29 protein-coding genes are annotated in these 24,805 nt (G+C 66.3%); 19 read left to right on the top strand and 10 right to left on the bottom strand.

Features of this window, described 5'->3' with window-relative positions; translation table 11 throughout:
- The first annotated feature begins 5 nt into the window (after nt 1–5).
- The 5 genes from ACOGW9_RS12655 to ACOGW9_RS12635 all read left to right on the top strand — a co-directional run bounded on the left by ACOGW9_RS12655 (nt 6) and on the right by ACOGW9_RS12635 (nt 3,310).
- Nucleotides 6–605: a hypothetical protein gene (locus tag ACOGW9_RS12655; protein WP_419911776.1), complete on the top strand. Its 600-nt coding sequence runs from the start codon at nt 6–8 to the stop codon at nt 603–605.
- A 120-nt stretch (nt 606–725) separates the two neighbouring features.
- Nucleotides 726–953 carry a type II toxin-antitoxin system CcdA family antitoxin gene (locus ACOGW9_RS12650; RefSeq protein WP_419911774.1) on the top strand — a complete coding sequence of 76 codons (228 nt, stop codon included), beginning with the start codon at nt 726–728 and terminating at the stop codon, nt 951–953.
- Nucleotides 946–1,341 (top strand): type II toxin-antitoxin system VapC family toxin, encoded by a 396-nt coding sequence (locus tag ACOGW9_RS12645; RefSeq protein ID WP_419911772.1) that lies wholly within the window; start codon nt 946–948, stop codon nt 1,339–1,341. The genes ACOGW9_RS12650 and ACOGW9_RS12645 overlap by 8 nt, the downstream gene beginning before the upstream one ends.
- Nucleotides 1,342–1,458: 117 nt before the next feature.
- Entirely contained in the window at nt 1,459–2,619 is a 1,161-nt protein-coding gene (locus tag ACOGW9_RS12640) for an amidohydrolase family protein (RefSeq protein WP_419911770.1), read from the top strand.
- A gap of 97 nt (nt 2,620–2,716) precedes the next feature.
- A complete protein-coding gene (locus ACOGW9_RS12635; protein ID WP_419911768.1) occupies nt 2,717–3,310 on the top strand; it encodes an isochorismatase family protein in 594 nt (197 codons plus the stop codon).
- Between the two features lie 34 nt (nt 3,311–3,344).
- Here ACOGW9_RS12635 and ACOGW9_RS12630 read toward each other — a convergent pair whose 3' ends face one another.
- A complete protein-coding gene (locus ACOGW9_RS12630) occupies nt 3,345–3,659 on the bottom strand; it encodes a chorismate mutase (protein WP_419911766.1) in 315 nt (104 codons plus the stop codon).
- Between the two features lie 107 nt (nt 3,660–3,766).
- Here ACOGW9_RS12630 and ACOGW9_RS12625 point away from each other — a divergent pair, with 107 nt between their 5' ends.
- Both ACOGW9_RS12625 and ACOGW9_RS12620 read left to right on the top strand, forming a co-directional pair.
- Entirely contained in the window at nt 3,767–4,963 is a 1,197-nt protein-coding gene (locus tag ACOGW9_RS12625; protein ID WP_419911764.1) for a thiolase C-terminal domain-containing protein, read from the top strand.
- A complete protein-coding gene (locus ACOGW9_RS12620; RefSeq protein ID WP_419911762.1) occupies nt 4,960–5,418 on the top strand; it encodes a Zn-ribbon domain-containing OB-fold protein in 459 nt (152 codons plus the stop codon). The genes ACOGW9_RS12625 and ACOGW9_RS12620 overlap by 4 nt, the downstream gene beginning before the upstream one ends.
- A 6-nt stretch (nt 5,419–5,424) precedes the next feature.
- Here the strand turns inward: ACOGW9_RS12620 and ACOGW9_RS12615 are convergent, their stop codons facing one another.
- The 3 genes from ACOGW9_RS12615 to ACOGW9_RS12605 are packed head-to-tail and all read right to left on the bottom strand — an operon-like array spanning nt 5,425 to nt 6,528.
- Nucleotides 5,425–5,877: a PIN domain nuclease gene (locus ACOGW9_RS12615; protein ID WP_419911760.1), complete on the bottom strand. Its 453-nt coding sequence runs from the start codon at nt 5,875–5,877 to the stop codon at nt 5,425–5,427.
- Nucleotides 5,874–6,083, bottom strand: coding sequence for a type II toxin-antitoxin system VapB family antitoxin (locus tag ACOGW9_RS12610; RefSeq protein WP_419855407.1), 210 nt, complete (start codon nt 6,081–6,083; stop codon nt 5,874–5,876). The genes ACOGW9_RS12615 and ACOGW9_RS12610 overlap by 4 nt, the downstream gene beginning before the upstream one ends.
- Before the next feature lie 37 nt (nt 6,084–6,120).
- Nucleotides 6,121–6,528 (bottom strand): PPOX class F420-dependent oxidoreductase, encoded by a 408-nt coding sequence (locus ACOGW9_RS12605; RefSeq protein WP_323671536.1) that lies wholly within the window; start codon nt 6,526–6,528, stop codon nt 6,121–6,123.
- 131 nt (nt 6,529–6,659) lie between these two features.
- Between ACOGW9_RS12605 and ACOGW9_RS12600 the strand changes: the two genes are divergently transcribed.
- The 11 genes from ACOGW9_RS12600 to ACOGW9_RS12550 all read left to right on the top strand — a co-directional run bounded on the left by ACOGW9_RS12600 (nt 6,660) and on the right by ACOGW9_RS12550 (nt 16,861).
- The gene (locus tag ACOGW9_RS12600; protein WP_419911757.1) at nt 6,660–7,640 is read left to right on the top strand and encodes an LLM class flavin-dependent oxidoreductase; all 981 of its coding nucleotides are present in this window, start codon (nt 6,660–6,662) and stop codon (nt 7,638–7,640) included.
- Between the two features lie 63 nt (nt 7,641–7,703).
- Nucleotides 7,704–8,378, top strand: coding sequence for a helix-turn-helix domain-containing protein (locus ACOGW9_RS12595; RefSeq protein ID WP_419911755.1), 675 nt, complete (start codon nt 7,704–7,706; stop codon nt 8,376–8,378).
- A gap of 5 nt (nt 8,379–8,383) precedes the next feature.
- Entirely contained in the window at nt 8,384–8,611 is a 228-nt protein-coding gene (locus ACOGW9_RS12590; protein WP_419911753.1) for a hypothetical protein, read from the top strand.
- 32 nt (nt 8,612–8,643) lie between these two features.
- On the top strand, nt 8,644–9,057 hold the full coding sequence (locus ACOGW9_RS12585; RefSeq protein WP_419911751.1) for a hypothetical protein: 414 nt from the start codon (nt 8,644–8,646) through the stop codon (nt 9,055–9,057).
- Between the two features lie 222 nt (nt 9,058–9,279).
- Nucleotides 9,280–10,665, top strand: coding sequence for an ammonium transporter (locus ACOGW9_RS12580; protein ID WP_419911749.1), 1,386 nt, complete (start codon nt 9,280–9,282; stop codon nt 10,663–10,665).
- 163 nt (nt 10,666–10,828) lie between these two features.
- Nucleotides 10,829–11,086: a hypothetical protein gene (locus ACOGW9_RS12575; protein ID WP_419911747.1), complete on the top strand. Its 258-nt coding sequence runs from the start codon at nt 10,829–10,831 to the stop codon at nt 11,084–11,086.
- Nucleotides 11,087–11,097: 11 nt separating this feature from the next.
- Complete coding sequence (locus tag ACOGW9_RS12570) at nt 11,098–11,226, top strand: hypothetical protein (protein WP_419911745.1); 129 nt, start codon at nt 11,098–11,100, stop codon at nt 11,224–11,226.
- Nucleotides 11,227–11,324: 98 nt separating this feature from the next.
- The gene (locus ACOGW9_RS12565) at nt 11,325–11,762 is read left to right on the top strand and encodes a hypothetical protein (RefSeq protein ID WP_419911743.1); all 438 of its coding nucleotides are present in this window, start codon (nt 11,325–11,327) and stop codon (nt 11,760–11,762) included.
- Nucleotides 11,759–14,149, top strand: a complete 2,391-nt coding sequence (locus ACOGW9_RS12560; RefSeq protein WP_419911741.1) for a DUF1989 domain-containing protein — start codon at nt 11,759–11,761, stop codon at nt 14,147–14,149. The genes ACOGW9_RS12565 and ACOGW9_RS12560 overlap by 4 nt, the downstream gene beginning before the upstream one ends.
- 118 nt (nt 14,150–14,267) lie before the next feature.
- On the top strand, nt 14,268–15,608 hold the full coding sequence (locus ACOGW9_RS12555; protein WP_419911739.1) for a flavin-containing monooxygenase: 1,341 nt from the start codon (nt 14,268–14,270) through the stop codon (nt 15,606–15,608).
- 41 nt (nt 15,609–15,649) lie between these two features.
- Entirely contained in the window at nt 15,650–16,861 is a 1,212-nt protein-coding gene (locus ACOGW9_RS12550; RefSeq protein WP_419911737.1) for an NAD(P)/FAD-dependent oxidoreductase, read from the top strand.
- A 111-nt stretch (nt 16,862–16,972) separates the two neighbouring features.
- Here the strand turns inward: ACOGW9_RS12550 and ACOGW9_RS12545 are convergent, their stop codons facing one another.
- The 6 genes from ACOGW9_RS12545 to ACOGW9_RS12520 form a co-directional block, all read right to left on the bottom strand.
- The gene (locus ACOGW9_RS12545) at nt 16,973–18,304 is read right to left on the bottom strand and encodes an NAD(P)/FAD-dependent oxidoreductase (RefSeq protein WP_419911735.1); all 1,332 of its coding nucleotides are present in this window, start codon (nt 18,302–18,304) and stop codon (nt 16,973–16,975) included.
- Between the two features lie 90 nt (nt 18,305–18,394).
- The gene (locus ACOGW9_RS12540; protein ID WP_419911733.1) at nt 18,395–18,850 is read right to left on the bottom strand and encodes a hypothetical protein; all 456 of its coding nucleotides are present in this window, start codon (nt 18,848–18,850) and stop codon (nt 18,395–18,397) included.
- A gap of 2 nt (nt 18,851–18,852) precedes the next feature.
- Nucleotides 18,853–20,256: an FMN-binding glutamate synthase family protein gene (locus ACOGW9_RS12535; RefSeq protein ID WP_419911731.1), complete on the bottom strand. Its 1,404-nt coding sequence runs from the start codon at nt 20,254–20,256 to the stop codon at nt 18,853–18,855.
- A 19-nt stretch (nt 20,257–20,275) separates the two neighbouring features.
- The gene (locus tag ACOGW9_RS12530) at nt 20,276–21,070 is read right to left on the bottom strand and encodes a GXGXG motif-containing protein (protein ID WP_419911729.1); all 795 of its coding nucleotides are present in this window, start codon (nt 21,068–21,070) and stop codon (nt 20,276–20,278) included.
- Entirely contained in the window at nt 21,058–21,987 is a 930-nt protein-coding gene (locus tag ACOGW9_RS12525) for a glutamine amidotransferase (protein WP_419911727.1), read from the bottom strand. The genes ACOGW9_RS12530 and ACOGW9_RS12525 overlap by 13 nt, the downstream gene beginning before the upstream one ends.
- Before the next feature lie 88 nt (nt 21,988–22,075).
- Nucleotides 22,076–23,476: a glutamine synthetase family protein gene (locus ACOGW9_RS12520; protein ID WP_419911725.1), complete on the bottom strand. Its 1,401-nt coding sequence runs from the start codon at nt 23,474–23,476 to the stop codon at nt 22,076–22,078.
- Between the two features lie 300 nt (nt 23,477–23,776).
- Between ACOGW9_RS12520 and ACOGW9_RS12515 the strand changes: the two genes are divergently transcribed.
- Nucleotides 23,777–24,790: a L,D-transpeptidase family protein gene (locus ACOGW9_RS12515; RefSeq protein ID WP_419911723.1), complete on the top strand. Its 1,014-nt coding sequence runs from the start codon at nt 23,777–23,779 to the stop codon at nt 24,788–24,790.
- Nucleotides 24,791–24,805 lie beyond the last annotated feature (15 nt).

Here is a 24,805-nt window from a genome sequence, read left to right as displayed (position 1 = left end):
GCCGAATGGCTGAGGGTTACTCGCTGGACGAACGAGGCGAGCGGACCCGTGTGAACGTCGGCGGGCGCATGCAACGCCCCTGCGGTACATGGGCCGCATTTCAACGTCACAAGAAACATGGCGAGGAACCCTGCTCAGCATGCGCCGAAGCCGCAATCCGCTGGAAGAAGTACGAAACAGTGCGCCGGCGGTACAGACGCCAACGAGAGGCTGGCGCATCGATAACCGAGCTCGGACGACTCAACAAGCAGCGACTCACGCTCGAGCTCGAATACCGGCGCTTGGAGGCGCCGTCTGACACACCGCATCCGCCAAGCCGCCGTTGGAAGGTCTATCGACTCAGCTTCGAGAACGGTCAGCAGTACGTAGGCATCACCAGCCGGCTGGTCGAGGCCAGAGTGTCCGAGCACGTCTCGGGCGACAGGGGACTGACCGGTGGCTCAAAGGAGATGAGCGGACTCGTTGCGGCAGGTGCCGATTACCAGTACGAGACACTCGCTTCTGGCTTGACGGAGAGCGAGGCCGAATCACTCGAGTACGAAGAGATCGCCAAGCTGGACAATCCTCTCAATGTCCAGGGACCCGTCAACCGTCGACGGGTGTAGGCGCACAGGGCGACGTCAACCGCGCTGCGAAAATCGTTTGCCTGCGGGCCGAAGATGGATCCATGCTGGCGATGCTGAACGTCAGCTCCTCGCGCGGAATTGAGTGTGTACCCTATGCGCATGGCACGTGTGAACGTCTACTTGCCGGATGATCTTGCCGAGAAGGCGCGCGCTGCCGACCTGAACGTTTCCGGGCTGACACAGGCCGCCATCCAGCGTGAACTCGATCGCCAGTCGCTGGACGCTTGGCTCGACGAGGTGGCGAACTTGCCTTCGACGGGCATCGACGACGAATCCGTTGTCGAAGCGGTCCGCGCGGCCAAAGACGAACTCGAATTCGGTGAATGAGGCGCTGGTCGTCGATGCTTCGGCGGTCGTCGACATACTCATCGATGCCCCCTCGGCTGGCGCGATCCGGAATCGCCTGCGGCACAACGAACTGCATGCGCCGGCACATCTGGACATCGAGGTCATGTCGGCACTCGGCCGTCTTCACCGTGCCGGTCGGTTGAGGGCAGCGCAGGTGTCACGACTACTGGAAACATTCAAGCGCATCATCGTGCGACGCCACCTGCTTGATTCTCTGCTCGCGAGCGCATGGAACCACCGCCACAATCTGCGGCTTTCTGACGCGCTCTACGCAGCCCTGTCCGATCAACATGCGATGCCCGTGGTCACCGTTGACCGCGGCATGGTGGCCGCGATTCCGCGGGCAGAACACCCGGCAGATGCATAGATCAGTAGCTGAAGCAACTGCTGGCCTCAAGAAGCGGGTCGAGTACCGCCGCGTCAGTCCTGCAACACTGGCAGTCGCAGGGCCAGCGTTCTGGCCGTTCGGCCGATGGGAAGAACTATGACGACGTATGCAGGTGAGCTGCTGATTCACGACACCGACAGCCATCTGATGGAACCGGTGGATTGGCTGGCGAGCTACGCCGACAGCTCCGTGGCCGCCAAGCTCCGAGACCTGAGCTTGTTGGGTGGGGGCGATGCAGCCACCCATGAGCTGGTGGAGCAGTGCTGGGCGCGGCGCGACGATCCTGAGGAAACGGCGAAGCTGGCAGCCGACGTGGTCGGCGGGCCGAAGGGCTACTTCGCCTACGGCTCGATGGACGCCAATGAACGGGTCGGGGCGCTCGACCAGCTGGGCTTCGCCAGCCAGCTGGTGTTCACGACGTTCGCGCACACGCAGTTCCACGCCCGCGGCGATGTCGATCTGGCGTACGGCGGCGCCTCGGCGCACAACCGCGGCATCGCCGACTTCTGCTCGGTCGACCCGCGGCTGCTGGGCGTGGCGTTCGTGCCTCTGGAGGATCCGCAGCGCACCCTCGAGTGCGCCCGCGAGGCCATCGAGGTGGGATGCCGGGCCGCATGGATCCCCCACGGCGTGCCGACCGCGACGAGCCCCACACACCCCGACTTCGACCCGCTGTGGGCGCTGCTGTCCGAGGCCGACGTGCCGGTGCTGATGCACCTCGGGCCGAACGGCGGCAACAAGCTGCCGAAGACGTACCACAACAACGGGCGTGTTCCGGGCAAGGACTTCGTGGGCGGCGGCGAGAACATGCGCTCGAAGGACTTCTTGAACCTGTACCACGACGCCGAGAACTTGCTGGCTTGCATGGTGCTCGACGGCATCTTCGAGAAGTTCCCCGATCTGCGCTGCGGGCTGATCGAGCTGGGCGCGGGCTGGGTGCCCAACCTGCTGCGTTCGCTGGACAACAGCGTCAAGGCCTTCGGCCGTCACGAGCCTGAGCTGTCCAAGCTGACCATGGCACCCTCGGACTACATCCGCCGCCAGGTGCGGTTCACGCCGTGGCACTTCGAGGACGTGGGCTGGCTGGTGGCCAACAGCGGGCCGGAGCTGTACCTGTTCTCGTCGGATTGGCCGCACCCCGAAGGCGGCCGCGACCCGATCGCAGAGTTCCAGGCTTCGTTCACCGCGGCCGGCCTCAGCGGAGGCGTCACCGCACCGTTCTGGGCGGGCAACGCCTCGTTCCTGCTCGGCGTGTAGCGCCGTCTCAAGCCCCATCGGGCCGTCGGTAGATTTGGCCTCAGCGCGCTGCGGGAGCCGCGCCCGGCGGCACGAGTCGCGGCGCAGGAGACCAGACATGGCTGAGAATCCCGATCAGCATTCCCGCACAGCACTGCTCGTCGTGGACGTGCAGCCCACCTTCTGCGAAGGCGGCGCACTGGGGGTCGAGGGTGGCAACGACGTCGCCGCCAATGTGGCCGACTTGCTCGCCGGCGACCACGGCTACGACCTCGTGGTGACCACCCAGGACTGGCACATCGACCCGGGTGATCACTTCAGCGACGAGCCCGACTTCGTCGACACATGGCCGCCCCACGGCGTGGCCGGCACCACAGAGGCCGAGCTGCACCCTGCACTCGACGCTGTAGCCGGTCGCATCGACGCGGGCGTGCGCAAGGGCATGCACGCTGCCGCCTATTCCGGCTTCGAAGGCGTCGACGGCGACGGCCGGACCCTCAACGACCTGCTGAACTCTGCAGGCGTACACGAAGTCGACGTGGTCGGTATCGCCTTCGACCATTGCGTTCGTGCCACCGCGATGGACGCTGCTGCGAACGGTTACGTGACCACGGTGATCGAGGGGCTCTCCGCCTCGGTGGCGCCCGAGACCGAAGCCGCAGCACGCACCCAGCTCGCCGACGCTGGCATCGAGGTCATCATCTCGCGCTGAACCGCCCGTTCAGCTTGCCAGCGGTCTCGCCCGTCTAGAGAGTTTCCTGCTCGATGGTGAACTCGCTGGCGGCCTCGGCGATGCGTTTGTGGTTGCGGATCACCTCGTCCATCACGAAATGCACGAACCTCTCGCAGAAGTCGGGATCGAGTCCCTCCGCCAAGGCGAGCCGGCGCAGCCCGTCCACCTGCTCATGCTGGCGAGGCAGGTCAACCGGCGGCAGGTCGTTCGCAGCCTTGTAGACGCCGATGTCATGAGTGATGCGGAAGCGCTCCGCGAGCAGCCGAACCAGCTCCGCATCGACCTTGTCGATACTGCGGCGGAAGGCAGCGAGCTCGTCGTCGGACATCGGCCCTGTTTCTAGCCCATCGAGCCGCGACAGCCACCGGACGAGGGGTGCAGCAGACCCGGCGGTGCATCGGCGGGGGCGGGCAGGGCTTGGCTACGGTTTGCGCCGTGAGTGCCTCAGGTGCTGATCGCGGCCTGCGTGGCCGCACGGCCGTTGCAGGTGTCGGTGAGACCACCTACTACAAGCGCGGCCAATCGACCGATCCTGAATTCGTGCTGGTCGTGAAGGCGATCTTGACGGCGTGCGAGGACGCGGGCATCAACCCACGGGAGATCGACGGGTTCTGCTCGTACAGCAACGATCGCAATACACCGGCCCGGCTGGCCAACGCCCTCGGCCTCGAAGAGCTGCGCTACTCGAACATGCAGTGGGGCGGCGGAGGCGGCGGCGCTGCAGCCGTCGTGCAGAACGCTGCCAGTGCAGTGCACGCCGGATCGGCCAACGTCGTGGTGGCCTACCGGGGCCTGGCCCAGGGCCAGTTCGGCCGCTTCGGCCAAGGTGGGCGCCGACCGGCCGTGCGGGGCGAGTTCGCCTACACGCTCCCCTACGGCGTGATGAGCCCAGCCCAGATGTACGCGATGCGCACCACCCGGCTCATGTGGGAGCACGGCATCGATCGGTCCACCATGCGGGCGGTGGCGCTGGCTGCGTATCACCACGCCCAGAACAACCCCCGGGCGGTCATGTACGGCCGCCCGCTCGACGCCGAGACCTACGACTCGTCCCGCTGGATCACCGAGCCGTTCCGGCTGTACGACTGCTGCCTGGAGAACGACGGTGGCGCGGCCATGATCGTCACGTCTGCCGAGCGAGCCGCCGACCTCAGCGACACACCGGTGCTGGTGCTGGCAGCCCAGCAGAGTGGCGGTCACCGTTCGGGCGCCTGGGTCCACAACCCGACCGACTATGCGACCTCCAGCTTCAAGCTCGGGGCGCAGCACCTGTACGAGCAGGCCGGCGTGACACCTGACGACGTTGACGTGGTGCAGAGCTACGAGAACTTCACCGGCGCCGTGGTGATGAGCCTCATCGAGCACGGCTTGTGCACCTACGAGAACGCCAATGAGGTGCTGACGTTCGAGAACCTGCGGGCGGACGGGGGGAGCATCCCGCTGAACACCAGCGGCGGCAACCTTGCCGAGTGCTACATGCACGGGCTCGGCATGCAGATCGAGGCGGTGCGGCAGGTCCGCGGCGACTCCACCAACCAGGTGCCGAACGTCAACGTGTCGCTCTCCAATGCCGGACCCATGGTCGAGATCGCCTCGACAGCGATCTACGGCACGGCGGAGGTGCTCGGATGAGTGCGCTCGCCGAGGGCACCTACCTGCCGGAAGGCCTCACCCAACCGGCTCCGATGCGCGACGGGATGGACGCGCCGTACTGGGAAGGCACCCGCGAGCACGAGTTGCGAGTGCAGCGCTGCACCGACTGCGGCACGCACCAATGGGGGCCCGACTGGGTGTGCCACGCCTGCCAGTCGCTCAATGTCGAGTGGGTGACGGTCGAGCCCACGGCGCGCATCTACTCCTGGCAGCGCGTGCATCACCCCGTGCATCCGGCGCTGGCCGAACACGGTCCCTACATCGTGGTGCTGGTCGAGCTGCCCCACGCCGACAACCTGCGCATGATCGGCAACCTGCTCGGCGACCCCATGCAAGACATCGTCATCGGCAGCGATGTCGAAGCCGTCTTCGAGGACCACGACAACGGCAACCCGCCTTACACCCTCGTCCACTGGCAGGTCACCAGCAGCTGACGTCCTCTATCGATCGGGCATGTGAGTCGCAGATGCGGGATGGACTTGTAGCTGGGTGTGTTGAGCGAGCGCTGTGAAATCGCGATCGGCGTGCAGCACCGCTGCGCCGCTCCTGATGGCGATGGCAGCAATGAGGCAGTCGATCATGTTGCGCACCGTCGCGCCAGACCGTCGGCACGTTCGGTACAGCAGCGCTGCTCGCTGGTAATCGACCGAATTGGTCGGAATCAACTTCGCACGACCGAGCAATGCACGCAGCCGAGCCAGATGCACTTCGTCACGGGCACCTGCCAGCACTTCCATGCGGACCGCGTCACAGGTGAGCACGCCGTCGGCGAGCGCAGACTCGACTGCGTCAGCGATCGCGTCATCGCTCCCACGCAAGAACGCGACCCATGCCGACGTCTCAATGAGCACTGCTTCCGCCGGTGGGCCGACACTGCCAGCGAGCTGTGTCACAGGTGCTCGACGCGGCCTCCACGCATGGCTTCCAGGTCGCCGTCCCAACCGGTGCCGCGCATGGCGAGCGCTTCATCAAGCGACATCGGTTCCTCGGAGGCGAGTTCCAAGGCGAAGTTCACTGCTGCTCGCTTGCTGCTGAGTCCATAGCGCTGCATGACACGCATGCACGCAGCCTCGTCGATGTCAATGTTTGTGCGTGCCATACACCAACGATACACCGCGGCGCTCAGCCCCGGCGGATCAGCCGTGCTTGTCGGGGCCGGCCTTGGTGATGTGGAAGCGGACGAGGCAACGCTTGTCCTCCACCATCGCGCGGCGGTAGTCGTCCCAGTCGGGGTGCTCGCCCTGCAGCGTTCGGTAGTACTCGACCAGCGGATCGAGCGCAGCCTCGCCCGAGATGATCTCAGCCTGGCACTCGAGCTGGACCCAACGGCCCAGCCACTTCTCGGGAAACACGCACAGCCACGACTGCGGGTCGCGATGCAGGTTCTTGACCTTGAAGGCCGTGTCGCGGGTGCTCATCACCACCGTGTCGTCGACGACGGCCAACGTCACCGGCGACAGCTGTGGCGTGCCGTCGCGCGCCTTGGTGGCCAGCACAGCGCGGTCGTTCTTGCGCACGTAGTCGAGTGCCTTCGAGATCTCCATGCGCGCAGCCTCGCACATACGAGCCCCGGCGGTCAGGGCTGCCGAGGGGGCCCGAGCCTCGGACATGGGAGTCCGCGGGTTGAGGGCTGGCGACCCGGGCCGAAGCCCGCGCATTTCGCGAGACTGCCGCCATGAAGATCTCTGCCGCGTTCCCGCCCGTTCCCGAGACGCCGGACCACATCGTGCTAGCCGAGGAGCTGGGCTACGAGACCGCCTGGGTGTACGACACGCCGGCGCTGCAGCTCGATGTCTGGATGATTCTCGCCCTCGCGGCGGTGCGCACTGAGCGCATCCGTCTCGGGCCCGGTGTGCTGATTCCCTCGCTGCGCCACCCGATGACCACGGCGTCAGCCATCGCCACACTGGTCGGGCTCGTCGGACCCGAACGAGTCATCATCGGTGCCGGTACCGGATTCACCGGCCGCCGGGCCATGGGCCAGAAGCCGCTGCGTTGGGCCGACTTTCCTCAGATGGTTGCCGACACCCAAGCACTGCTGCGAGGCGAGATCGTCGAAGTCGACGGCAGGGCCGCCAAGATGCTGCACTGGCCGGGCCAAGCGGCGGAGCGGCCCATCGAAGTGCCATGGATCCTGGGCGTGAACGGCCCCCGGGGCCTCGAGGCCGCGGCGAAGATGGGTTGCGGCGTCTTCACTTCGCGACCTCGGCCCGACGCCGACTACGCGGGCATCGACGACGTCATCCTGCTCGGCTTCGGCACGATCATGGATGACGACGAGTCGATCGAATCGCAACGTGTCATGGACACCGCCGGACCCGGCGTGAGCGTGGCGTATCACGCATTCCTGGAACAACGCGATGCCCGGCTCGGCACACTCCCCAACGCAGAGCGCTTCAGCGAGATCACCGGCGACATGGACCCTGCAACGCTCCACCTGTCGCTGCACGAAGGCCACCTCACCCAGCTGAATGCCATCGACCGCCAAGTGCTCACGCCTGAGTCCCTGCGCATCGCCCCATTCGTGTGCCATGCCAGCGAGGTGCCCGAGCGCATGGAACGACTCACTGCCGCAGGCATCACCGAAGTCTCGTTCCAGCCGATGGGCGACGTCGAACGCGAACTGCGCACCTTCGCCGCAGCCGCCGGCCTCTAAGGATCCTGCCGCCTCCGCAGCGGGCACACCGGGCAGCACTTGCCATCTGGCACTATCAGGGCGATGAACCCGGACCCGCGGGAAGATCCCGACGGCCCCGACCCGCTGAGCCTTGCGGAGTCAGCCATCGATTCACCGCTGACCACCGCCGAGCTGTGCCGCGTGGTCGGCAGCCGGGTCCGCGAACTCCGCCAAGCCTTGAATATGACGATGTCGGCGTTCGCCAACGATGCCGGCATCTCGCTGGGGATGCTCTCCAAGATCGAGCACGGCCAGAGTGCGCCGAGCCTGTCGACGCTCGCTCGCCTCGCCGGAACGGCGAAGGTACCCGTGACCGCGCTGTTCCGGGGCCTCGACGAGGAACACGACCTAGTCATCGTGCGAGCGGGCGAAGGCCATGAGATCCACCACGACCGCGGCGGGCCGGACCGGCTGTACCAGGATCTCGGCACGCTGCGAGGACCCAACCGGATCATCGAGCCGATGATCACCACCATCACCGAGCCGGGCGGCGTGTTCCCGCTCTACCAGCACCCGGGTGTGGAGTTTCTCCACGTGCTGGAGGGATCGCTCAACTACGGCTACGGCGGCAAGGCCTACCTGCTCAACACCGGCGACACCATGCAGATTCACGGCGAGGTGGCCCACGGCCCGGTCGAGCTCGTCGAGTTGCCGGTGCGGTTCATCTCCATCAAGGTGTACCCCGCCAGCGAGTCGCGCGGCGCGGCGGGAGGCTGAGGCCAATGGTCTTGATGTTCGTCGCCGACTGGATCAGCGACACCGGCTTTGCGCGCCGCAGCCTCCTTCTGTGGATCCTGTTGGCGGCAGCGGTCGGCCTCACCTACTGGGAATGCCGCGAACGCGGTTACCGTCAAACCGTCATGCTGTGGTGGGTGTCGTTCGTGGCCATCACCCATGTGGTGGGCTACGTCATCCTGCGTCTCGTGCCGCGCCCGCCCCGAGACGACTGATCCCATCAGCCGGAAAGCCAGAGGACACCACGATGCCTGACGACGAGTTGATGCCGCCCGAGCCGCCCAACGGATCGAAGGGCCTGATCGGCCGCCTGAACGCGATGCCTGGTCGGCCGCTGCTGCTCATCGTCGTCGGCGTGATCCTGGCCATCCTCCTCGTCTTCGCTCCGGGAAGCTGCTCCGGCGTCGACCTCGAGGAGAACGAGGCCGTCGCCATTGCTCGCGCCGAGCTCGACGCGCACCCCGATGGCTTCACGCCCGAACGCACCGAGGCCAAGGTGCTCCGCCAGGGCTTCCCCCCGACGCCCTATTGGGTCGTGGTCTTTACGGTTGCAGACCCCGACGGCGGGTCCGAGGACTTCCTCCACCACGCAGCGATCTGGGTGCACGCCGGCACCGGGGAGATCCGCGAAGTGCAGGTCGGCGACGCCGGCGACGGCTGATCCGCGCGGCAGTCGAGTCCAGCACAGCCGCGTCACGAATTCGTCAACAGCGCGCTGCAAGCCGGACTGCCTCGTTCAAGAAATCACCCGCGACGTTCAATTTCCACCCATTGCGCGGGCGATGTCAGATCGAACATTGCGAACCTGTTACGGTTTCCTCCAATTGGTCTGGCGCCCGGGTTGTTGGGGACTCAGCGCAAACCGAAAATGGGGGGAGGCGCGATGGATACCTCTGTTGTGTTCACGGAGGCTTACTACTTCTTCACGGTCGCGATCATGTGGCTATTGCACGTCGGCTTCATGACGTATGAAGCCGGCGTCAGCCGTCGCAAGAACGTCATGTCGACGGCCATGAAGAACATCATGACGATCGCCGTCGTGACGCCGACGTTCTATTACGTCGGTTGGTACGTCTACTTCTGCATGCAGGAGGGCCTCAAGTTCACCGGGACAGCCGACGGAGGTGGCACAGCCGCCTCGGGTGACTATTACTGCGGCGATGGCTTCGGCCTACCGTGGGATGGCTCCATGGGGCCAAATCTCGGCGACAACATCAGCGGCGTCTTCTGGGCGGCCTTCGTGCTGTTCTCGTGGACAACCGGCTCGATCATGTCCGGCTCGGTGCTAGAGCGAATCCGAATCTCGGCTTACCTCTGGCTCACCGCTCTCATGGGCGGCATCGTCTGGGTGATCGCGGCCGCTTGGGGTTGGAGCTACGGCGGCTGGCTGAGTGTCCACTTCGGCTACCACGACTTCGCCGCTTCGGGCGTGGTCCACGGCGTCGCCGGCATCTTCGCCTTGGGAGTGCTCTTCAACCTCGGGCCGAGAATCGGTCGCTACGACGCGGACGGCGGGACACGGGTGTTCAAGCCCCACAACCTCCATCTGACGCTGATGGGGCTGATGATCATCTTCACGGCGTTCTACGCGTTCTACGCGGCGTGCCTGGCAATCACGGCCGACACCACGCCGGGCTGGGCGAACATCTACTTCAGCCCGGCCACACTGTCGGCGATCACGTTCACCATCACCATGGGCTTCGCAGGCGGTTTCGCCGGCGGCTACATCTTCGCCAAGGGCGATCCGTTCTGGACCATCTCCGGTGGTCTGGCCGGCGTGGTGGCTGTCTCGGCAGGCGCCGATATCTACAGCCCGAACTTGACACTGATCCTGGCGTTCTTCTCCGCCGGTCTTGCCTACAGCGTGGGCAACTGGATCGAGCAGAAGGCCCGCATCGACGACGCCGTCGGCGCGGTGTCAGTCCACGGTGTCATGGGCTTCTGGGGCGTCATGCTCGTGGGCATCTTCGCCGGGGGCTACCCGACAGGGGCCGGCGGAGTGAAGACCAGCTTCCTGGGTCAACTCGTAGGTGCAGCGGCGATCTTCGCATTGTCGTTCGTCACGGGGTACGTCGCATCGTGGATCCTCAAGCAGTTCAACCTGCTCCGGGTGCCGCCCGAGGTGGAGGTCGAGGGCCTCGACATGGCCGAGTTCGAGACGGACTTCTATCCGGAGTTCGGCCGAGCCCCTGAGCCCATTGTCCACGCTGACGGGTCCGAGGGGGACGCAGACGAAACGCTGCGGGCCGACCTCGCCGCCAACCGATAAGTCGGGTGTCCGCCTCGTGGCTGCAGTTCATTCTTGCGATCGTCGTCATGTACCTGCTGGTTTCGGCCGCCGGGTACTGGGGCAAGCAGAAACGAGCGCAGCAAGAGGCACAGGGACAGGACCGACACGATCACTGACCTCGTTCAAACCTGAGGAGGATTGAATGAACACCTTCCCTTACGACAGCTGGGACGAAGCTCTCAGGGCTGTCGAGAATCCTGACACCGGTGAACGTCTGTGCGAAGCGTTCTATAACGCCTGCCCTGGCTATTTCACCTTTGGCCCAGGCGGCAATACGGCCTCGGTCGTTCTCGCCGTCATCGGGATCGCCGTTTCCGTGGTTGCGGCGTTTCTTGTGACGGCGCGCGAGGACAAGCTGCTGAACCATGCAGCTGACCGTCTCGCTGACAAGTACAGCTAGGAGGACTTGACATGGCTCGACGCAAGCAGATCGAATTCCAAGGACTGCAAGGTCACAGCAAGGCCGTTGAGATGGGGGTGGTGGTCTTCACCATCGCCTGCATCGTCTTCGCGATCATTGCCATCCAGGTCGTCGGCTGACAGCAGTCAGCAGACGCATCACAACCAACGCGGCAGACGCCGCGCCGCCCACCGGCGGCGCGGCGTCTGCTGGCGCGTTGAGGTTCTAGGTTGGGGCCATGAGCGCCACTCGCAAGTGGATCGCCCAAGCGTGCGTGGTGGTGGCGGGCGCCGCGATGTTCCTGCCGTGGAACACCAACGTCCGAGTCGGGCCGCTGACGGACACCACCAAGACGGTGAGCGGCATCAGCACCGGCATCGGGCGGATCTTGCTCGTCATCTGTCTCCTGACCGTGGTGCTGATTCAGATCCGCTGGCGCCCCGCTTGGATCGGCGCCGGTTTCGCGGGCACCATCGCAATCCGTGAACTCGTCAGCCCGTCGGGCCTCGGCAGCCCCGATCCGGGCCTCGGGCCCCAGATCGCCTTCATCACCTGTGCGGCGGCCGTCGTGCTGCTCGGGTGGAACATGTTCGCCGGCGTTGCTGCGGGTGAGGGTCGCGACCCCGACGAGCCGCCGCGCTGGTTCTTCTCCGGACCGCTCGGCCGGCGGCGATGACACTGCTGCTGCCCGGCGAGTCCGAGGTGGTGCCCGGACTGATGCTGCTCGGACCGGGGGTCGAGCGATATCGGGTCACCGGCGGCGGGGCAACGGTGCTGGCCCTCGATGCGGGCGACGAGCTGGAGGTCGTCGATCCCGAAGGCTGCCAGCCATGCGAGCTGCTCGCGTTCGGTGCCGGCGGCCACTCGGACCCGGGCCTGCTCGAGGTCGCTGGGCTCAAGGGCGCTGGCGGCAATGCCCGAACAGCCGATGGATCCGATCCGGTCGCCGTCGGCATCCTCTCAGCGCCGCTGCATGACGCCCGCCGGGTGCGGGCCGGCCTCGAACGGGTGGGCATCGACATGGGGGCCATGCAGGCAGCGACGCCGCTGAGGCTTCTCGACGGCGACACACCCGCCAACAGCAGCGCTCGCGTGACTGCCCTCGACGACCTCGCCTGCGTGGTCGCAGCGCCCGGCGGAGCCATGTCGGCGCACGGCGGCGTCCCCCCGACCGACCTCATCGCATACGTCCACCGACGCGACCCGGCCGGCAATGGCGCCGAGCCCCTGCTGCCCACGCCGCTGGCCGACCCCAGCCAGGACTTCATCATCCTCGCCAGCACCGCTCGCGCCTACCAGGTGCCCAAGGGCGACTGGTTCCAGGTCGTGGACGCCGAGGGACGGCAGTGCTCGGACTTCCAATGCTTCGCGGTAGCCGACCTCGAGGCCGGCAACGAACTCTGCCTCGACGCCACCATCACCCGCTCGCTCATGGGGGCGAGCTGCCCCGCACCGGGGCTGTACTCGAAGTTCTTCAACGCCAAGATGCAGCCGCTCGTGGAGGTGGTGCAGGACACGGTGGGCCGCCACGACACCTTCAACACGGCCTGCAACGCCCGCTACTACGAGGAGATGGGCTACCCCGGCCACGTCAACTGCACCGACAACATCAACCGGGAGCTCGATCCCTACAACGTCGCCCCACGGCGCGGCTGGGAGGCGATCAACTTCTTCTACAACACCCAGGTGGACGACGCGAACCAGATCTACTTCGACGAGCCGTGGTCACGCCCCGGCGACTACGTGCTGCTGCGGGCGCTGGAGGATCTGGTGTGCGTCAGCACCGCCTGCCCGTGCGATGTCGACGCCGCCAACGGCTGGAACCCCACCGACATTGCGGTCAGGGTGTACCCCGCAGCCAACATGTTCAAGAAAGCGACGGCGATCAGAATGACCGCGGACTCCGAAGCCCAGCTCACCAAAGAGACCGGATTCCACTCCCGCACCGCCGCCCTGACGCGCAGCTTCAGCGAGTACTGCGGCTACTGGCTGGCCGACCACTACACGGCGCACGGCGCCACCGAGGAGTACTGGGCGTGCCGGCAGGCGGCGGCAGCCATCGATCTGTCGCCGCTGCGCAAGTACGAGGTGACGGGGCCCGATGCCGAGCTGCTGATGCAGACCTGCGTCACGCGCAACGTCCGCAAGCTCGCCGACGGGCAGGTGGTCTACACCGCCTTGTGCCACCCCACGGGCGGCATGATCGACGACGGCACCGTCTTCCGCATCACGCGCCAGAACTTCCGCTGGATCGGCGGTCAGCTCGGCTACAGCGGCATCTGGCTGCGCGAGCAGGCAGAGCGGATGGGCTTGGACGTCTGGGTGCGCAACTCCACCGAGCAGCTCCACAACCTGCAGGTCCAAGGCCCCAACAGCCGCCGCATCCTTGACGAAGTCATCTGGACTCGCCCCGATCAGCCCACCGTCTCCGAGCTCGGCTGGTTCCGGTTCGCCATCGCTCGCATCGGCGACTACGACGGCATCCCGCTGGTGCTCTCACGCACCGGATACACCGGCGAACTCGGCTACGAGGTGTTCTGCCATCCCTCCGATGCCCCGGCGGTGTGGGACGCGATCTTCGAGGCGGGCGCCCCCCACGGGCTCGTGCCCATGGGCCTGAGTGCGCTCGACATGCTGCGCATCGAGGCTGGGCTGGTCTTCGCCGGCCACGAGTTCTGCGACCAGACCGATCCCTACGAGGCGGGCATCGGCTTCACGGTCCCGCTCAAGACCAAGGAAGACGACTTCATCGGACGCGATGCCCTGTTCGACCGGCGCGACAATCCCCAGCGGCGGCTGGTGGGCCTCGAACTCGAGGGGGGTGAGCCGGCCGGGCTCGGCGACGGCGTGTACGTCGGGCGCAATCACGTCGGCGAGGTCACCAGCGGCACCATCTCGCCCATCCTGCGCAAGAACATCGCCCTGTGCCGCATGACGCTGCCCTACAACGAGATCGGCACCGCGGTGGAAGTGGGCAAGCTGGACGGCCACGAGAAGCGCATCGCTGCCGAGGTCGTGCGCTTCCCGTTCTACGATCCCGACAAATCCCGAGTGCGCTCATAGGGTCCTGCCGCCTCCGCAGCGGTCGCGCAACGTGTCCCGGACCTGTGCACGCAGATGCAAGACTGGGCGACGTTCTACTCTCATTGCATAAACATCTACTCACAGGGGGGATCCGGATATGACTCGGGTAGCCATCATCGGTGCTGGACCGTGCGGACTGTCGCAGCTGCATGCGTTCGCCAGCGACGCCTCGGGGGAGGCTGCGGGCGTCGAACTTGTCTGCTTCGAGAAGCAAGAGGATTGGGGCGGCCTGTGGAACTACACGTGGCGCACGGGCCTCGATGAACACGGCGAGCCCTGCCACGGCTCCATGTACCGCTACCTGTGGTCCAACGGCCCCAAGGAGTGCCTGGAATTCGCCGACTACGGCTTCGAGGAGCACTTCGGCAAGCCAGTTGCCTCGTTCCCGCCACGGGAAGTGCTCTACGACTACATCATCGGGCGGGCAGAGCGCAGCGGCATCCGCGACAGCATCCGCTTCAACCAAGCGGTGCGACGGGTGAGCCGCTCTGCGTCCGGTGACGGCTTCACGGTGACGTCGCACGATCACGCCGCCGACGCCAACGTCAGCGAGGACTTCGACTGGGTGGTCGTGTCGACGGGACACTTCTCGACGCCCAACATGCCTCACTATCCCGGCTACGAGACGTTCGGCGGCACGCTGCTGCACGCCCACGACTTCCGCGACGCCGTGCAGTTCGAAGGCCAGGTCGTCATGGTGATCGGCTCGAGCTACTCGGCCGAGGACATCGCGTCGCAGCTGTGGAAGTACGGGGCGTCGGAGGTCATCTGCTCCTCGCGCAGCGGACCAATGGGCTTCGATTGGCCCGCCGGCATCAGCGAGAAGCCGATCCTCACCCATGTCGACGGTCGCACCGTGCACTTCACCGACGGCACCAGCGCCGAGGTGGATGCCATCGTCTCGTGCACCGGCTACCTGCACCACTTCCCGTTCATGGACGACGAGCTGCGCCTGGTGACCGCCAACCGGCTCGCTTCGTCGATGCTGTACCGGGGCGTGGTGTTCCAGCCGGAGAACCGGATCCTCTACCTGGGCATGCAGGACCAGTGGTACACGTTCAACATGTTCGACGCCCAGGCCTGGTACGCCCGCGACGTGATCCTGGGCCGCATCGAACTGCCCGGCGCGGACGAGCAGGCCCGCTGGATCGACGACTTCCAGGCCGCCGAGGACGCCGTGGCCGACGACTACGGGGCCATCGACTTCCAGGGCGACTACACCCAGGACCTGATCGACCAGACCGACTGCCCCGACCCGAACACGCAGCTCATCAACAAGATGTTCAAGGACTGGAAGGGGCACAAGAAGCAGTCGATCATCGGCTACCGCGACCACGGCCACACCTCGCCGGTGACCGGCACGCTGGCACCGGTGCACCACACGTCGTGGGAGGACGCCCTCGACGACTCGCTGGAGTCGTACTTGGCTGAAGGCTGATCGGCGGGTCTCGCCAAGAGAGAACAGCGAAGGGCCGCTTGGTGCAGGCGATCCCATCTGAAGCGGACGTTGTGGTCATCGGCGCCGGGGTGACCGGTGCCAGCATCGGCTACCAGCTCGCCCGACATTCGGATATGCGCGTGGCCATCGTGGACGCCCGGGCACCGGTGGGCGGCATCTCGGGCCGCACGTTCGGCCAGATCCGCCAGCACTACTCCAACGAGCTGATGGTGCGCATCGCCCAGCGGGGCTTCCACTGCATCCAGAACTGGGACTCGGCGGTGGGCTTCGGCGATCCCGGCTACGCCCGCTTCGGCTACATGCTGCTGGTCGTCGCAGATCAGCTCGACGGCCTGCGCCACAACATCGAGCTCGGCCGCAGCCTCGGCGTGGACACCAGCTTCGTTGTCGGCAGCCAGATCACCGAGGTCGAGCCGCTGGTGAACGCCGACGGTCTCGCCGGCGGCGCCTACGAGCCCGAGGGCGGCTACATCGACGTCACCAAGATGGTGCTGAGCTGGCTCACCGCGGCGAGCGCCGCCGGTGCCGATGTGCTCGCGCCGGTCAACGTCGAGGAAATCATGACCTCGGGCGGGGCCGTCACCGGCGTGAACACCGCCGGCGGAGAGATCGTCGCGCCGGTCGTTGTGGCCGCCACTGGGGCATGGGCGCGCGACCTGCTGGATCCGCTGGGCGTGGAGGTGCCCATCGAGCGGCGGCGGCTGGAAATGGCAGTGCTCGAACAGAGCGCTGGAGCACGAGCACTGGGAACCTGCATCACCGATGGCAACTCCAACCTGGTGATCCGACCCGACATGGGCCGTCACATCGTCGCCGTCGCCTACCCGCCGGAGATGCCCGTGGTCGATGACCCGCTCGCCGATGCGTCCAGGGCCGGCCATGCAGCTCACGACGTGCGTCTGCGGGCTGCCATCTCCGAACGACTCCCGAGCCTGACCGTCGCGTCCACCGTCAGCACCACGGCCGGGGCCTACGACGTCGCGCCCGACTACCACCCCATCCTGGGCTGGGCGTCGGACATCGCGCAGGTGGAGGGCCTGTACCTGGCCGTCGGCCTCTCGGGCCACGGGCTCAAGCTGTCACCCGCTCTCGGCGAGATCGTCGCAGCCCGCGTGCTCGGCGTCGACCAGGTGGGCGACGCGCCGCCCATCGACATCAGCGCTCTGCGACCGTCACGCTTCGCCGAGGGCGACCTGATGCACCTGTCCTACGGACCCAGCGCCCGCGCTTAGAGGCAGCGCGGATAGGCGAGCCTTCTCGTCGGCCCACCTGTCGTTTCCCGCTCTTGTTCGCTGTCGCTCACGGGCCGCTCGGGCCACGGCTTCGCCTATCGGCTCAGCCTCTTAGCTCCAGGGGTAGGGCGAGTTGCTGACCGGGTGGAGCCGGCCTTCGGCGTAGCGCGAGTAGCGGAACGGCTCGAGCAGTGCCTGTGGCTCGCCGAGCAACTCCTTGGCGACCAGTGCGCCCACGCCGATCATCTTGTAGCCGTGATTCGAGTCGGCGATGAAGAAGGCGTTGTCGCAGAAGGTGTCGAACACCGGGAAGTTGTCGGGTGAGAAGCTGCCGATGCCGCCTGAGGGCTCGTCGCTGATGAGGTGGTTCTTGCCCTCGAAGCGCTTGTGGCAGTGCGCCAGTGCCGCCGTCCAGGTGCGGTAGAAATCGCCGCCCACCACGAAGTCGGGCGAGTCGGGCCCGTAGGGGTCAACGGCCACCTGTTCGGGCGGCTTGTCGACCACGTAGGGCATGTAACCGCCCTGCACGCCGCCGAAGTTGAAGTCGGGCTTGTAGTAGATGCCCCACGGACCCTCGGTCACCAGGCCATCCGCGTCATACAGCGGCGCGTCGGTGTCGACATGCACCACCGGCGGCATGTTGCCCTCGTTGTCGGTCAGGTAGCCCGGATCGACCGTCAGCGTGCCCTCCTGCAGGCACATGTAGGTCCACGTCGGCACGTTGTGCAGCTCGCCGTCGCCGCCCGCGATGTCGGTGGTGGTGGGCAGGTCCAGCATTGCCCAGATCTTCTGCACCCACGGCCCCACGGCCACCACCACGTGCTCGCAGGCAACCGAGCCCTGATCGGTGAGCACGGCAGTGACGGCCCCCAATGCGTCCTGGTCGAACCCGGTGACGGTGACGCCGCCGACTACGTTGACCTCTTCGGCTTCGGCCTTGCCCAGCAAACCCTTCAGCGAGGCCATGTTGTTGGCATACCCGCCACGGTGCTCGTGCAGCACGCTGGTGATTCCCTGGGCCTGCCAGTCGTCGAAGATGCCCTTCATGTAGCTGTCCGACGCAGTGGCGCCCTCGACGAACGTCGACGAGTAGCCGATGGCCTGCTGCTGGGCATGGATGGACGCCACGTCGGCGCGCATCGCCTCGTGGCTGATCTGCATGTAGCCGACAGGGTGGTACGAGAACGCCTCGGGATCGCTGTCCCACACGTCCACCGAGTGGGCCATCAGCTCGCGCATCGCCGGCTGGAAGTAGTTGTTGCGGATAACGCCGCAGGCAATGCCTGAAGCGCCTGCGCCCACACCCGATTTGTCGATTACCACGATGTCGGCGCCCGAGCCCCGACCCGACGACCGCAGATCGCGGGCGAGGTTCCAAGCGGTGGACAGGCCGTGGATGCCCGAGCCGATGATGACGTAACGAGCGCTGGTGGGTAGTGCCATGCCGTTGCCTTCTTGATCGTGAAGTGTCGCGGTGTTGTCGTGTGGCGGCGTCTGTCGTGTGGCGACGCTGGCCGGTCGGCGAGCGCCGGCTCAGTGGCCGGCAGGAGCCTCCCAGCCCTCCAGCACCGGCGGGCGCCATTCGGTGCCGACGATGCGGGAGTTCTCCACCCAGGGTCCCAGCTCCACCTGCGGGAACTTGCAGTGGATGTCTTTCAGCGTGATGCCGTAGCTGTTGCCCTCGGTGAGGTGCTTCATCAGCACCTTGCGGGCGATCTCGTCTTCGCGGCCTTCGGGGATGTCGAAGTAGATCTTCAGGAACGAGTTGGAGTAGCGGTCGAACACGGCGGGCACACCGTCTTCCTCCAGCAGCGTGATGTCCTCGAGCCAGTTGATGTCGGGACCCGGCGTGAGCGCCAGCAGGTCGATGTCCTCGACCAGCGACATGTCCTCCTGGTACGGGAACCGCTTGCCCGCCAGCACCTCCGCGTCGATGGCAACGGTGCGCGTCTCGCGCGTGCTCTCGCCGGTGCTTGCTTGTCCAGCCATGCCTACAGTCCTCCGTCGATCACGTGCTTGTCGAAGAGGTCACGGATCTCCGCCAGGGTCCGCTCCTCGGTGACGCCCGGGATGTAGTTGGTGCCGGCGATCGGCACCTTGGCCATGGCTGCCGCCTCGTGCGTCAGGGCCGCCAGATCCTCGGGCTCGAGTGAGTGGATGTCGGTCTTGCCGCACGCCCGGGCCAGCATCTGCACTTCCATGGTGAGGGTGATCAGGAAGTTGTAGACCCGCAGCGCCGCCTCGTCGACGTCGAGGCGCTTGCGCAGCTCCACGTCCTGGGTGGCCACGCCCACGGGGCACCGGCCGGTGTGGCAGTGGTAGCACTCGCCCGCCGGCACGCCGATGGTGCCCTCGTAGTCGGTGACGCCGGGGATCTCCTTGTTGCAGTTGAGCGCCATCAGCGCCGCGGTGCCGAGCGCAACCGCGTTCGCACCCAGCGCCAGGCACTTGGCCACGTCGCCGCCATTGCGGATGCCGCCCGCAACCACCAGGTCGATGTCGTCGGCGAGGCCGACGTCCTCCAGCGCCCGGCGGGCCTCGGGGATGGCCGCCATCAGCGGGATGCCGGTCTCCTCGGTGGCCAGGTGCGGCCCCGCACCGGTGCCGCCCTCGGCACCGTCGAGGTAGATGACATCGGGGCCGCACTTGGCCGCCATCCGCACGTCGTCGTACACCCGGGCCGACCCCAGCTTGAGCTGGATGGGGATCTGGTAGTCGGTGGCCTCGCGCACCTCTTGGATCTTCAGCGACAGGTCGTCGGGGCCCAGCCAGTCCGGATGGCGGGCCGGTGAGCGCTGGTCGATGCCCGCCGGCAACGACCGCATCTCGGCCACCTGCTCGGTGACTTTCTGACCCATCAGGTGGCCGCCGAGGCCCACCTTGCAGCCCTGGCCGATGAAGAACTCCACGGCGTCGGCCAGCATCAGGTGGTGGGGGTTGAAGCCGTAGCGGCTCTGGATGATCTGGTAGTACCACTTGGTCGACAGGTCACGCTCGGGCGGGATCATGCCGCCCTCGCCCGAGCAGGTGGCCGTGCCGGCCATCGAGGCGCCCTTGGCCAGCGCCATCTTGGCCTCCAGCGACAGTGCGCCGAAGCTCATGCCGGTGATGTACACCGGGATGTCGAGCTCGAGCGGCTTAGAGGCGAAGCGTGAGCCGATGACGGTCTTGGTCTCGCACTTCTCGCGATAACCCTCGATCACGAACCGGGTGAGGGTGCCCGGCAGGAACACGAGCTCGTCCCAGTGGGGGATCTTCTTGAAGATCGAGAAGCCCCGCATGCGGTAGCGGCCCAGCTCGGCCTTCACGTGGATGTCGTTGATGACCTCGGGGGTGAAGATCCGGCTCTTGCCGAGCACGTCAGTGCTCTTGTTCACCTCATTTGCGTCAGCCATGGCTGTACTCCCCCTGCCTCTAATGGATCACGAGCTTGCGCTCGGACGGCTCAAGCTGGTCGTAGTTGTGCAGCACCTTGCCGCAGACGAATTTCTGGAACTCGGGCGGGTCGCCCAGCCCGTGGATGCGGAACTTGCGCTCGATCAGCTCGGTGTCGGCATCGTTCCACTCACCAGGAACACAGTCGACGCCGAGCGAGGCCACCTTGCCGGCCACGTAGATCTCGCCGTCGTACATCGAGTCGCCCAGGTTCATGCCGGCGTTGCCGCAGATGATCTGGCGGCCCCGCTGCATCATGAACCCGGTGTTGATGCCCACATCGCCGAGCACGACGATCGTGCCGCCCTTCTGGTCGATGCCGGTGCGGGCACCCACATCGCCCTTCACGATGAGATCGCCTCCGCGGATGGCCGCACCGGTCAGCGAGCCGGCGCTGCGCTCGATGGTGACCACGCCCGACATCATGTTCTCGGCCACCGACCAGCCGACACGGCCGTTGATCGTCACCTCGGGGCCGTCGATGAGCCCGCAGGCAAACCAGCCCGGGCTGCCTTCGAAGTGGATGCGGCAGCGCTTCAGGATCCCGACCGCCAGCGAGTGCTTCGACGCCGGATTCAGGATCGTCACATCGGTGATGCCGTCGTCGTAGATGAGCTTGCGCAGTGCCATGTTGATCTGGCGGATGGTCAGATCGGCTGCGTCGAAGCGGGCCCGGCCGCCGTCGACCTCGATGTTGTCGGGCATGTCGGCATGGGGCTCAACCAGCCCCCGGGCGTCGTAGGAGACGCCGCTGCGGGAACCTACACCTGCCACACCAGCACCTCCCGCTCGTAGGGATCACGTGTCACGACCTCGCGCTTCACGAGCGACCGGATGGCTACTTCCTCGGTGGCAACCGCCACGAGCGGATCGGACTCGAACAGCACCAGAGGCTTGGCGGCCATCTCGTCCTTGGCGACGCCCAGCTGGTTGCCGGTGACGCAGACGTAGGTGAACACGCCGTCGAGATCATCGAGGCTGTGCTTCATCGACGTCTCGAGCGTCAGGCCCCGGCTCATGTACTCGGCGAGGTACACGGCGATGATCTCCGAGTCGCACTCGCTCTGGAATCGGTGGCCGTGCTGCTCGAGGCGGCGGCGCCACTGGTGGTAGTTGGTGAGCTGGCCGTTGTGCACCACCGCCACATCGGCGAAGGGATACGCCCAGTAGGGGTGCGCACTCGCAAGATCCACCTCGGATTCGGTGGCCATGCGCACGTGGCCGATGCCGTGCGTGCCCCGGAACGAGCCCAGGTTGTACTGGTCGCTCACGGTCGATGCGTCGCCCAGGTCCTTGATGATCTCCAGCGAGCTGCCCAGCGACAGCACCTCGCAGCCGGGAACGTCTTCGAGGTAGTCGGCCAGAGCCTTGAGATCGCCGCCGTAGCGGATGGTGGCACGGAAGGCGTACCCGGTCTCGCTGGTGACCGTCGCCACCTCGGCGCCGATCTTGGCCAGGCGGCTCTCGACCTCGGCCCGGTTGCGCTCGAGGCGCTCGGCCATGCCGATGCCCGTGCTCTTGTTGGGCTCGGCCAGCACGAACCGGATCACGACCAGGTCGTCGGCCGGTCCGTACACGGCGTAGCCGGTGGAATCGGGCCCTCGGTGCTTCATCGATTGGAGCATCGCCGTGAGCTCTGCCCCGATGTCGGCGGTTCCGTCGCGGTGGATCACTCCGGCTATGCCGCACATGGTGCTCCCCCCTTCGTGGGTGCTGTTGGTCTTTCGGGTTGTGTGCCGGCCCGCCTCGGCGAACCGGCCCGATGGCTGTCGGCCTCCCTCACGGCAGGACGTCGAGGTACTCCTCCACGTCCCAGTCGGAGACGGTGTGCAGGAAGCGCTCCCACTCGTCGGTCTTGTAGTGGAAGAACACCTTTTCCATCTCGCCGGGCAGCGACCGCATGACGCACTCGTCGTTGCGGAGCGCCTCAAGGGCCTCGCCCAGCGTGAGCGGGATCTTCTGCACGTCCTTGCCGGCCTCCATGGCCTCGTAGATGTTGCGCTCTTCGGGCTCGCCCGGGTCGAGGTTGCGGTCGAGGCCGTCGTCCATCGCCATGAGCAGCCCGGCAAAGGACAGGTGGGGGTTGACCGAGCTGTCCGCCGAGCGGTACTCGAAACGGCCCGGCGCGCTCACCCGCAGCGCGGTGGTGCGGTTCTGGAAGCCCCAGTCCGCGAAGACCGGCGCCCAGAAGCCGGTGTCCCACAGCCGGCGGTAGGAGTTGACCGTCGGCGAGGACAGGCACGTCAGCGCCCGCACATGCTCGAGGATGCCGCCGATGGCCTTCATGCCGACGGGCCCGGGGAGCTGCGGGTTGTCGCCCTCGGGCAGGAACTTGTTGTTGCCCTCGGAGTCCCACAGCGAGATGTTGTGGTGGCAGCCGTTGGCCGACACGCCCATGAACGGCTTGGGCATGAAGCACGGGAACGCACCCAGCTCGCGACCTACCTGCTTGCACACCTGGCGGTAGGTGGTGAGGCGGTCGGCGGTGAGCTCGGCCCGGTCGAACTGGAAGTTCAGCTCGAGCTGGCCGGGAGCGTCCTCGTGGTCGCCCTGGATCATCTCGAGGCCCATGGCCTCGCAGTACTCCACCACCTTGTGGATGAGCGGCTGCAGCTCGGCGAACTGGTCGATGTGGTAGCAGTTCGGCTTGGTCATGCCCTCCACGGTGGGCTTGCCGTCTGCATCGGCCTTGAGCCACATCATCTCGGGCTCGCAGCCGGCCCGCAGGTGCAGCCCGTGCTTGGCCTCGAATTCGGCGTGCAGGCGCTTGAGATTGCCCCGGCAGTCCGAGGTGAGGAACGCGCCGCCGTCGACCTCTTCTTCACGGCCCCGGAAGAGCGTGCACCAGACGCGTGCGGTCTTGGGGTCCCACGGCAGCGGCATGAACGTCTCGGGCTCGCCGATGCCCACGAGCTCGCGGGCTTCGGGGCCGTAGCCGATGTAGTTGCCGTGACGATCGATGAAGAGATTGGCGGTAGAGCCGTAGACGAGCTGGAATCCTTTGCGGGCGATCATGCCGAAGTGCTTGGCAGGTATCCCCTTGCCCATGATCCGGCCGGTGACCGACACGAATTGGCAGTAGAGGTATTGGATGCCGTCGGCCTCTATCCGGCGCTCGATTTCGGCTATCTGTTCCTCGCGTCCGTCGGCTTCGACGAACTTCTCAAGATCTGTGGCCATTGCTCCCCCTGTTGGCATGGCGTTCAAGTTCATGCGAACCGTAACGCCCCGCGAATTGTGCCTCGGCACGCCCGCGTGCGAACGTGTCCGAGCCGCTCCGCAACCTAGCACAGAAGCCGAGATGATGTCTAACGTGAGTAGCGGCTCTTTCCTCTCAGTAGAGGAATGCGAGGGTCTCGAACCGGCGAGCAGTTCCTCGCGATCTCGGCCCTCTCAGACCGTTGGCGTACGAATTCGGGGTCGCGGTACCGCTCATAAAGTCTTGTCAGAACTGGGACACCTGCCGTACTCTCGCCATGCGTGCTCGTTTCGAACACGCCGTGGCGCACCCTCGCCACGTTGGTCCTCGCGGCGGTGGTGCTCGCCGTGCTGCCCGTCAGTCACGCGTCCGCTGCTGACCGGTTCGCCGATCTGAGCGCAGAGCCGAGTCTGCTCTGGCACGCCGAATTCGATGCTTCATGGCCACCCGACGGCTTCGTCAAGGTCATCGATCCCGCTGACCAATTCCCCCAGGAGCCGCCTTCGACCGTCGTCTTGGGACCCGGTGAGTACCTGTCTGTCGGCCAATCGGCCGTCTCGCCAAACGGCTGGTACCGGCTGACGCTCGAACCGAACGGCCGACTGGTGCTGCGTGCCACAGACGACGGCATAGGCCGCTACGGCCTGCTGTGGTCAACCGGGCCTGTCACCGAAGCCATGCCGCTGTTGGTGATGCACGCCCGCGGCGAACTCGCTCTCTACGACACGGCCAGCCCCGGATTCGGCGACACCCTGTCGCAAGGCAGTGCAGCAATGCTGTGGAGCGCGGACACTCGCAGCGAATCGGGCGCTGTTCTCCGGCTTGACGACGACGGCACCCTGGCGGTGGTGACGCCGCAGGGACGCGTGCTCTGGCGGAGCGGCAACTCAGTGCCCGATGTCGGGCTCGCGGGGCGCCGTCATGTCATCTACGAGCGGGGCCAGCAGTGGGTCTGGCTGGTTGACGCCGACGGGAGCATGGTCGACAACTACCCGGTCAGCGGTCACCCCGCCTCACCGGAGCCAGGCCGCTATGCGGTCACGTCGAAGTCAGAGGATGCGATCTCCTACAACTGGCTGGTCACCATGCGCCACATGGTGCGGTTCACGACAGATGCCGACGACGACTGGATCGGCTTCCACTCCATTCCCCGCGGCTGGAGCGATGTGCCGGTGCAGACCGAGGCGGAACTCGGCGAGGCCCTGTCATTGGGCTGCATCCGTCAACGAGACGACAAGGCAGAGCGCTTGTACCGGTGGGCACCGATCGGCACTCCCGTCGTCGTGCTCGCCTGAGCGCTGCTGCGCGAC

It is taken from the genome of Candidatus Poriferisodalis sp. (assembly GCF_965203655.1).
In the GTDB taxonomy this organism is placed as follows: domain Bacteria; phylum Actinomycetota; class Acidimicrobiia; order Acidimicrobiales; family Poriferisodalaceae; genus Poriferisodalis.
Note: the sequence above shows the minus strand (reverse complement) of the source record. Positions and strands in the feature narration are given on the sequence as shown.

Excerpts from the sequence above, each read along its gene's own strand:
- ACOGW9_RS12585 (WP_419911751.1), top strand. The coding sequence starts at position 8,644 with ATGCCTGACGACGAGTTGATGCCGCCCGAGCCGCCCAACGGATCGAAG.
- ACOGW9_RS12565 (WP_419911743.1), top strand. The coding sequence starts at position 11,325 with ATGAGCGCCACTCGCAAGTGGATCGCCCAAGCGTGCGTGGTGGTGGCG.
- ACOGW9_RS12610 (WP_419855407.1), bottom strand. The coding sequence starts at position 6,083 with ATGGCACGCACAAACATTGACATCGACGAGGCTGCGTGCATGCGTGTC.
- ACOGW9_RS12525 (WP_419911727.1), bottom strand. The coding sequence starts at position 21,987 with ATGTGCGGCATAGCCGGAGTGATCCACCGCGACGGAACCGCCGACATC.
- ACOGW9_RS12605 (WP_323671536.1), bottom strand. The coding sequence starts at position 6,528 with ATGGAGATCTCGAAGGCACTCGACTACGTGCGCAAGAACGACCGCGCT.
- ACOGW9_RS12520 (WP_419911725.1), bottom strand. The coding sequence starts at position 23,476 with ATGGCCACAGATCTTGAGAAGTTCGTCGAAGCCGACGGACGCGAGGAA.
- ACOGW9_RS12570 (WP_419911745.1), top strand. The coding sequence starts at position 11,098 with ATGGCTCGACGCAAGCAGATCGAATTCCAAGGACTGCAAGGTCACAGC.
- ACOGW9_RS12575 (WP_419911747.1), top strand. The coding sequence starts at position 10,829 with ATGAACACCTTCCCTTACGACAGCTGGGACGAAGCTCTCAGGGCTGTC.
- ACOGW9_RS12545 (WP_419911735.1), bottom strand. The coding sequence starts at position 18,304 with ATGGCACTACCCACCAGCGCTCGTTACGTCATCATCGGCTCGGGCATC.
- ACOGW9_RS12640 (WP_419911770.1), top strand. The coding sequence starts at position 1,459 with ATGACGACGTATGCAGGTGAGCTGCTGATTCACGACACCGACAGCCAT.
- ACOGW9_RS12620 (WP_419911762.1), top strand. The coding sequence starts at position 4,960 with ATGAGTGCGCTCGCCGAGGGCACCTACCTGCCGGAAGGCCTCACCCAA.
- ACOGW9_RS12650 (WP_419911774.1), top strand. The coding sequence starts at position 726 with ATGGCACGTGTGAACGTCTACTTGCCGGATGATCTTGCCGAGAAGGCG.
- ACOGW9_RS12655 (WP_419911776.1), top strand. The coding sequence starts at position 6 with ATGGCTGAGGGTTACTCGCTGGACGAACGAGGCGAGCGGACCCGTGTG.
- ACOGW9_RS12600 (WP_419911757.1), top strand. The coding sequence starts at position 6,660 with ATGAAGATCTCTGCCGCGTTCCCGCCCGTTCCCGAGACGCCGGACCAC.
- ACOGW9_RS12635 (WP_419911768.1), top strand. The coding sequence starts at position 2,717 with ATGGCTGAGAATCCCGATCAGCATTCCCGCACAGCACTGCTCGTCGTG.
- ACOGW9_RS12595 (WP_419911755.1), top strand. The coding sequence starts at position 7,704 with ATGAACCCGGACCCGCGGGAAGATCCCGACGGCCCCGACCCGCTGAGC.
- ACOGW9_RS12535 (WP_419911731.1), bottom strand. The coding sequence starts at position 20,256 with ATGGCTGACGCAAATGAGGTGAACAAGAGCACTGACGTGCTCGGCAAG.
- ACOGW9_RS12560 (WP_419911741.1), top strand. The coding sequence starts at position 11,759 with ATGACACTGCTGCTGCCCGGCGAGTCCGAGGTGGTGCCCGGACTGATG.
- ACOGW9_RS12590 (WP_419911753.1), top strand. The coding sequence starts at position 8,384 with ATGGTCTTGATGTTCGTCGCCGACTGGATCAGCGACACCGGCTTTGCG.
- ACOGW9_RS12555 (WP_419911739.1), top strand. The coding sequence starts at position 14,268 with ATGACTCGGGTAGCCATCATCGGTGCTGGACCGTGCGGACTGTCGCAG.
- ACOGW9_RS12540 (WP_419911733.1), bottom strand. The coding sequence starts at position 18,850 with ATGGCTGGACAAGCAAGCACCGGCGAGAGCACGCGCGAGACGCGCACC.
- ACOGW9_RS12580 (WP_419911749.1), top strand. The coding sequence starts at position 9,280 with ATGGATACCTCTGTTGTGTTCACGGAGGCTTACTACTTCTTCACGGTC.
- ACOGW9_RS12630 (WP_419911766.1), bottom strand. The coding sequence starts at position 3,659 with ATGTCCGACGACGAGCTCGCTGCCTTCCGCCGCAGTATCGACAAGGTC.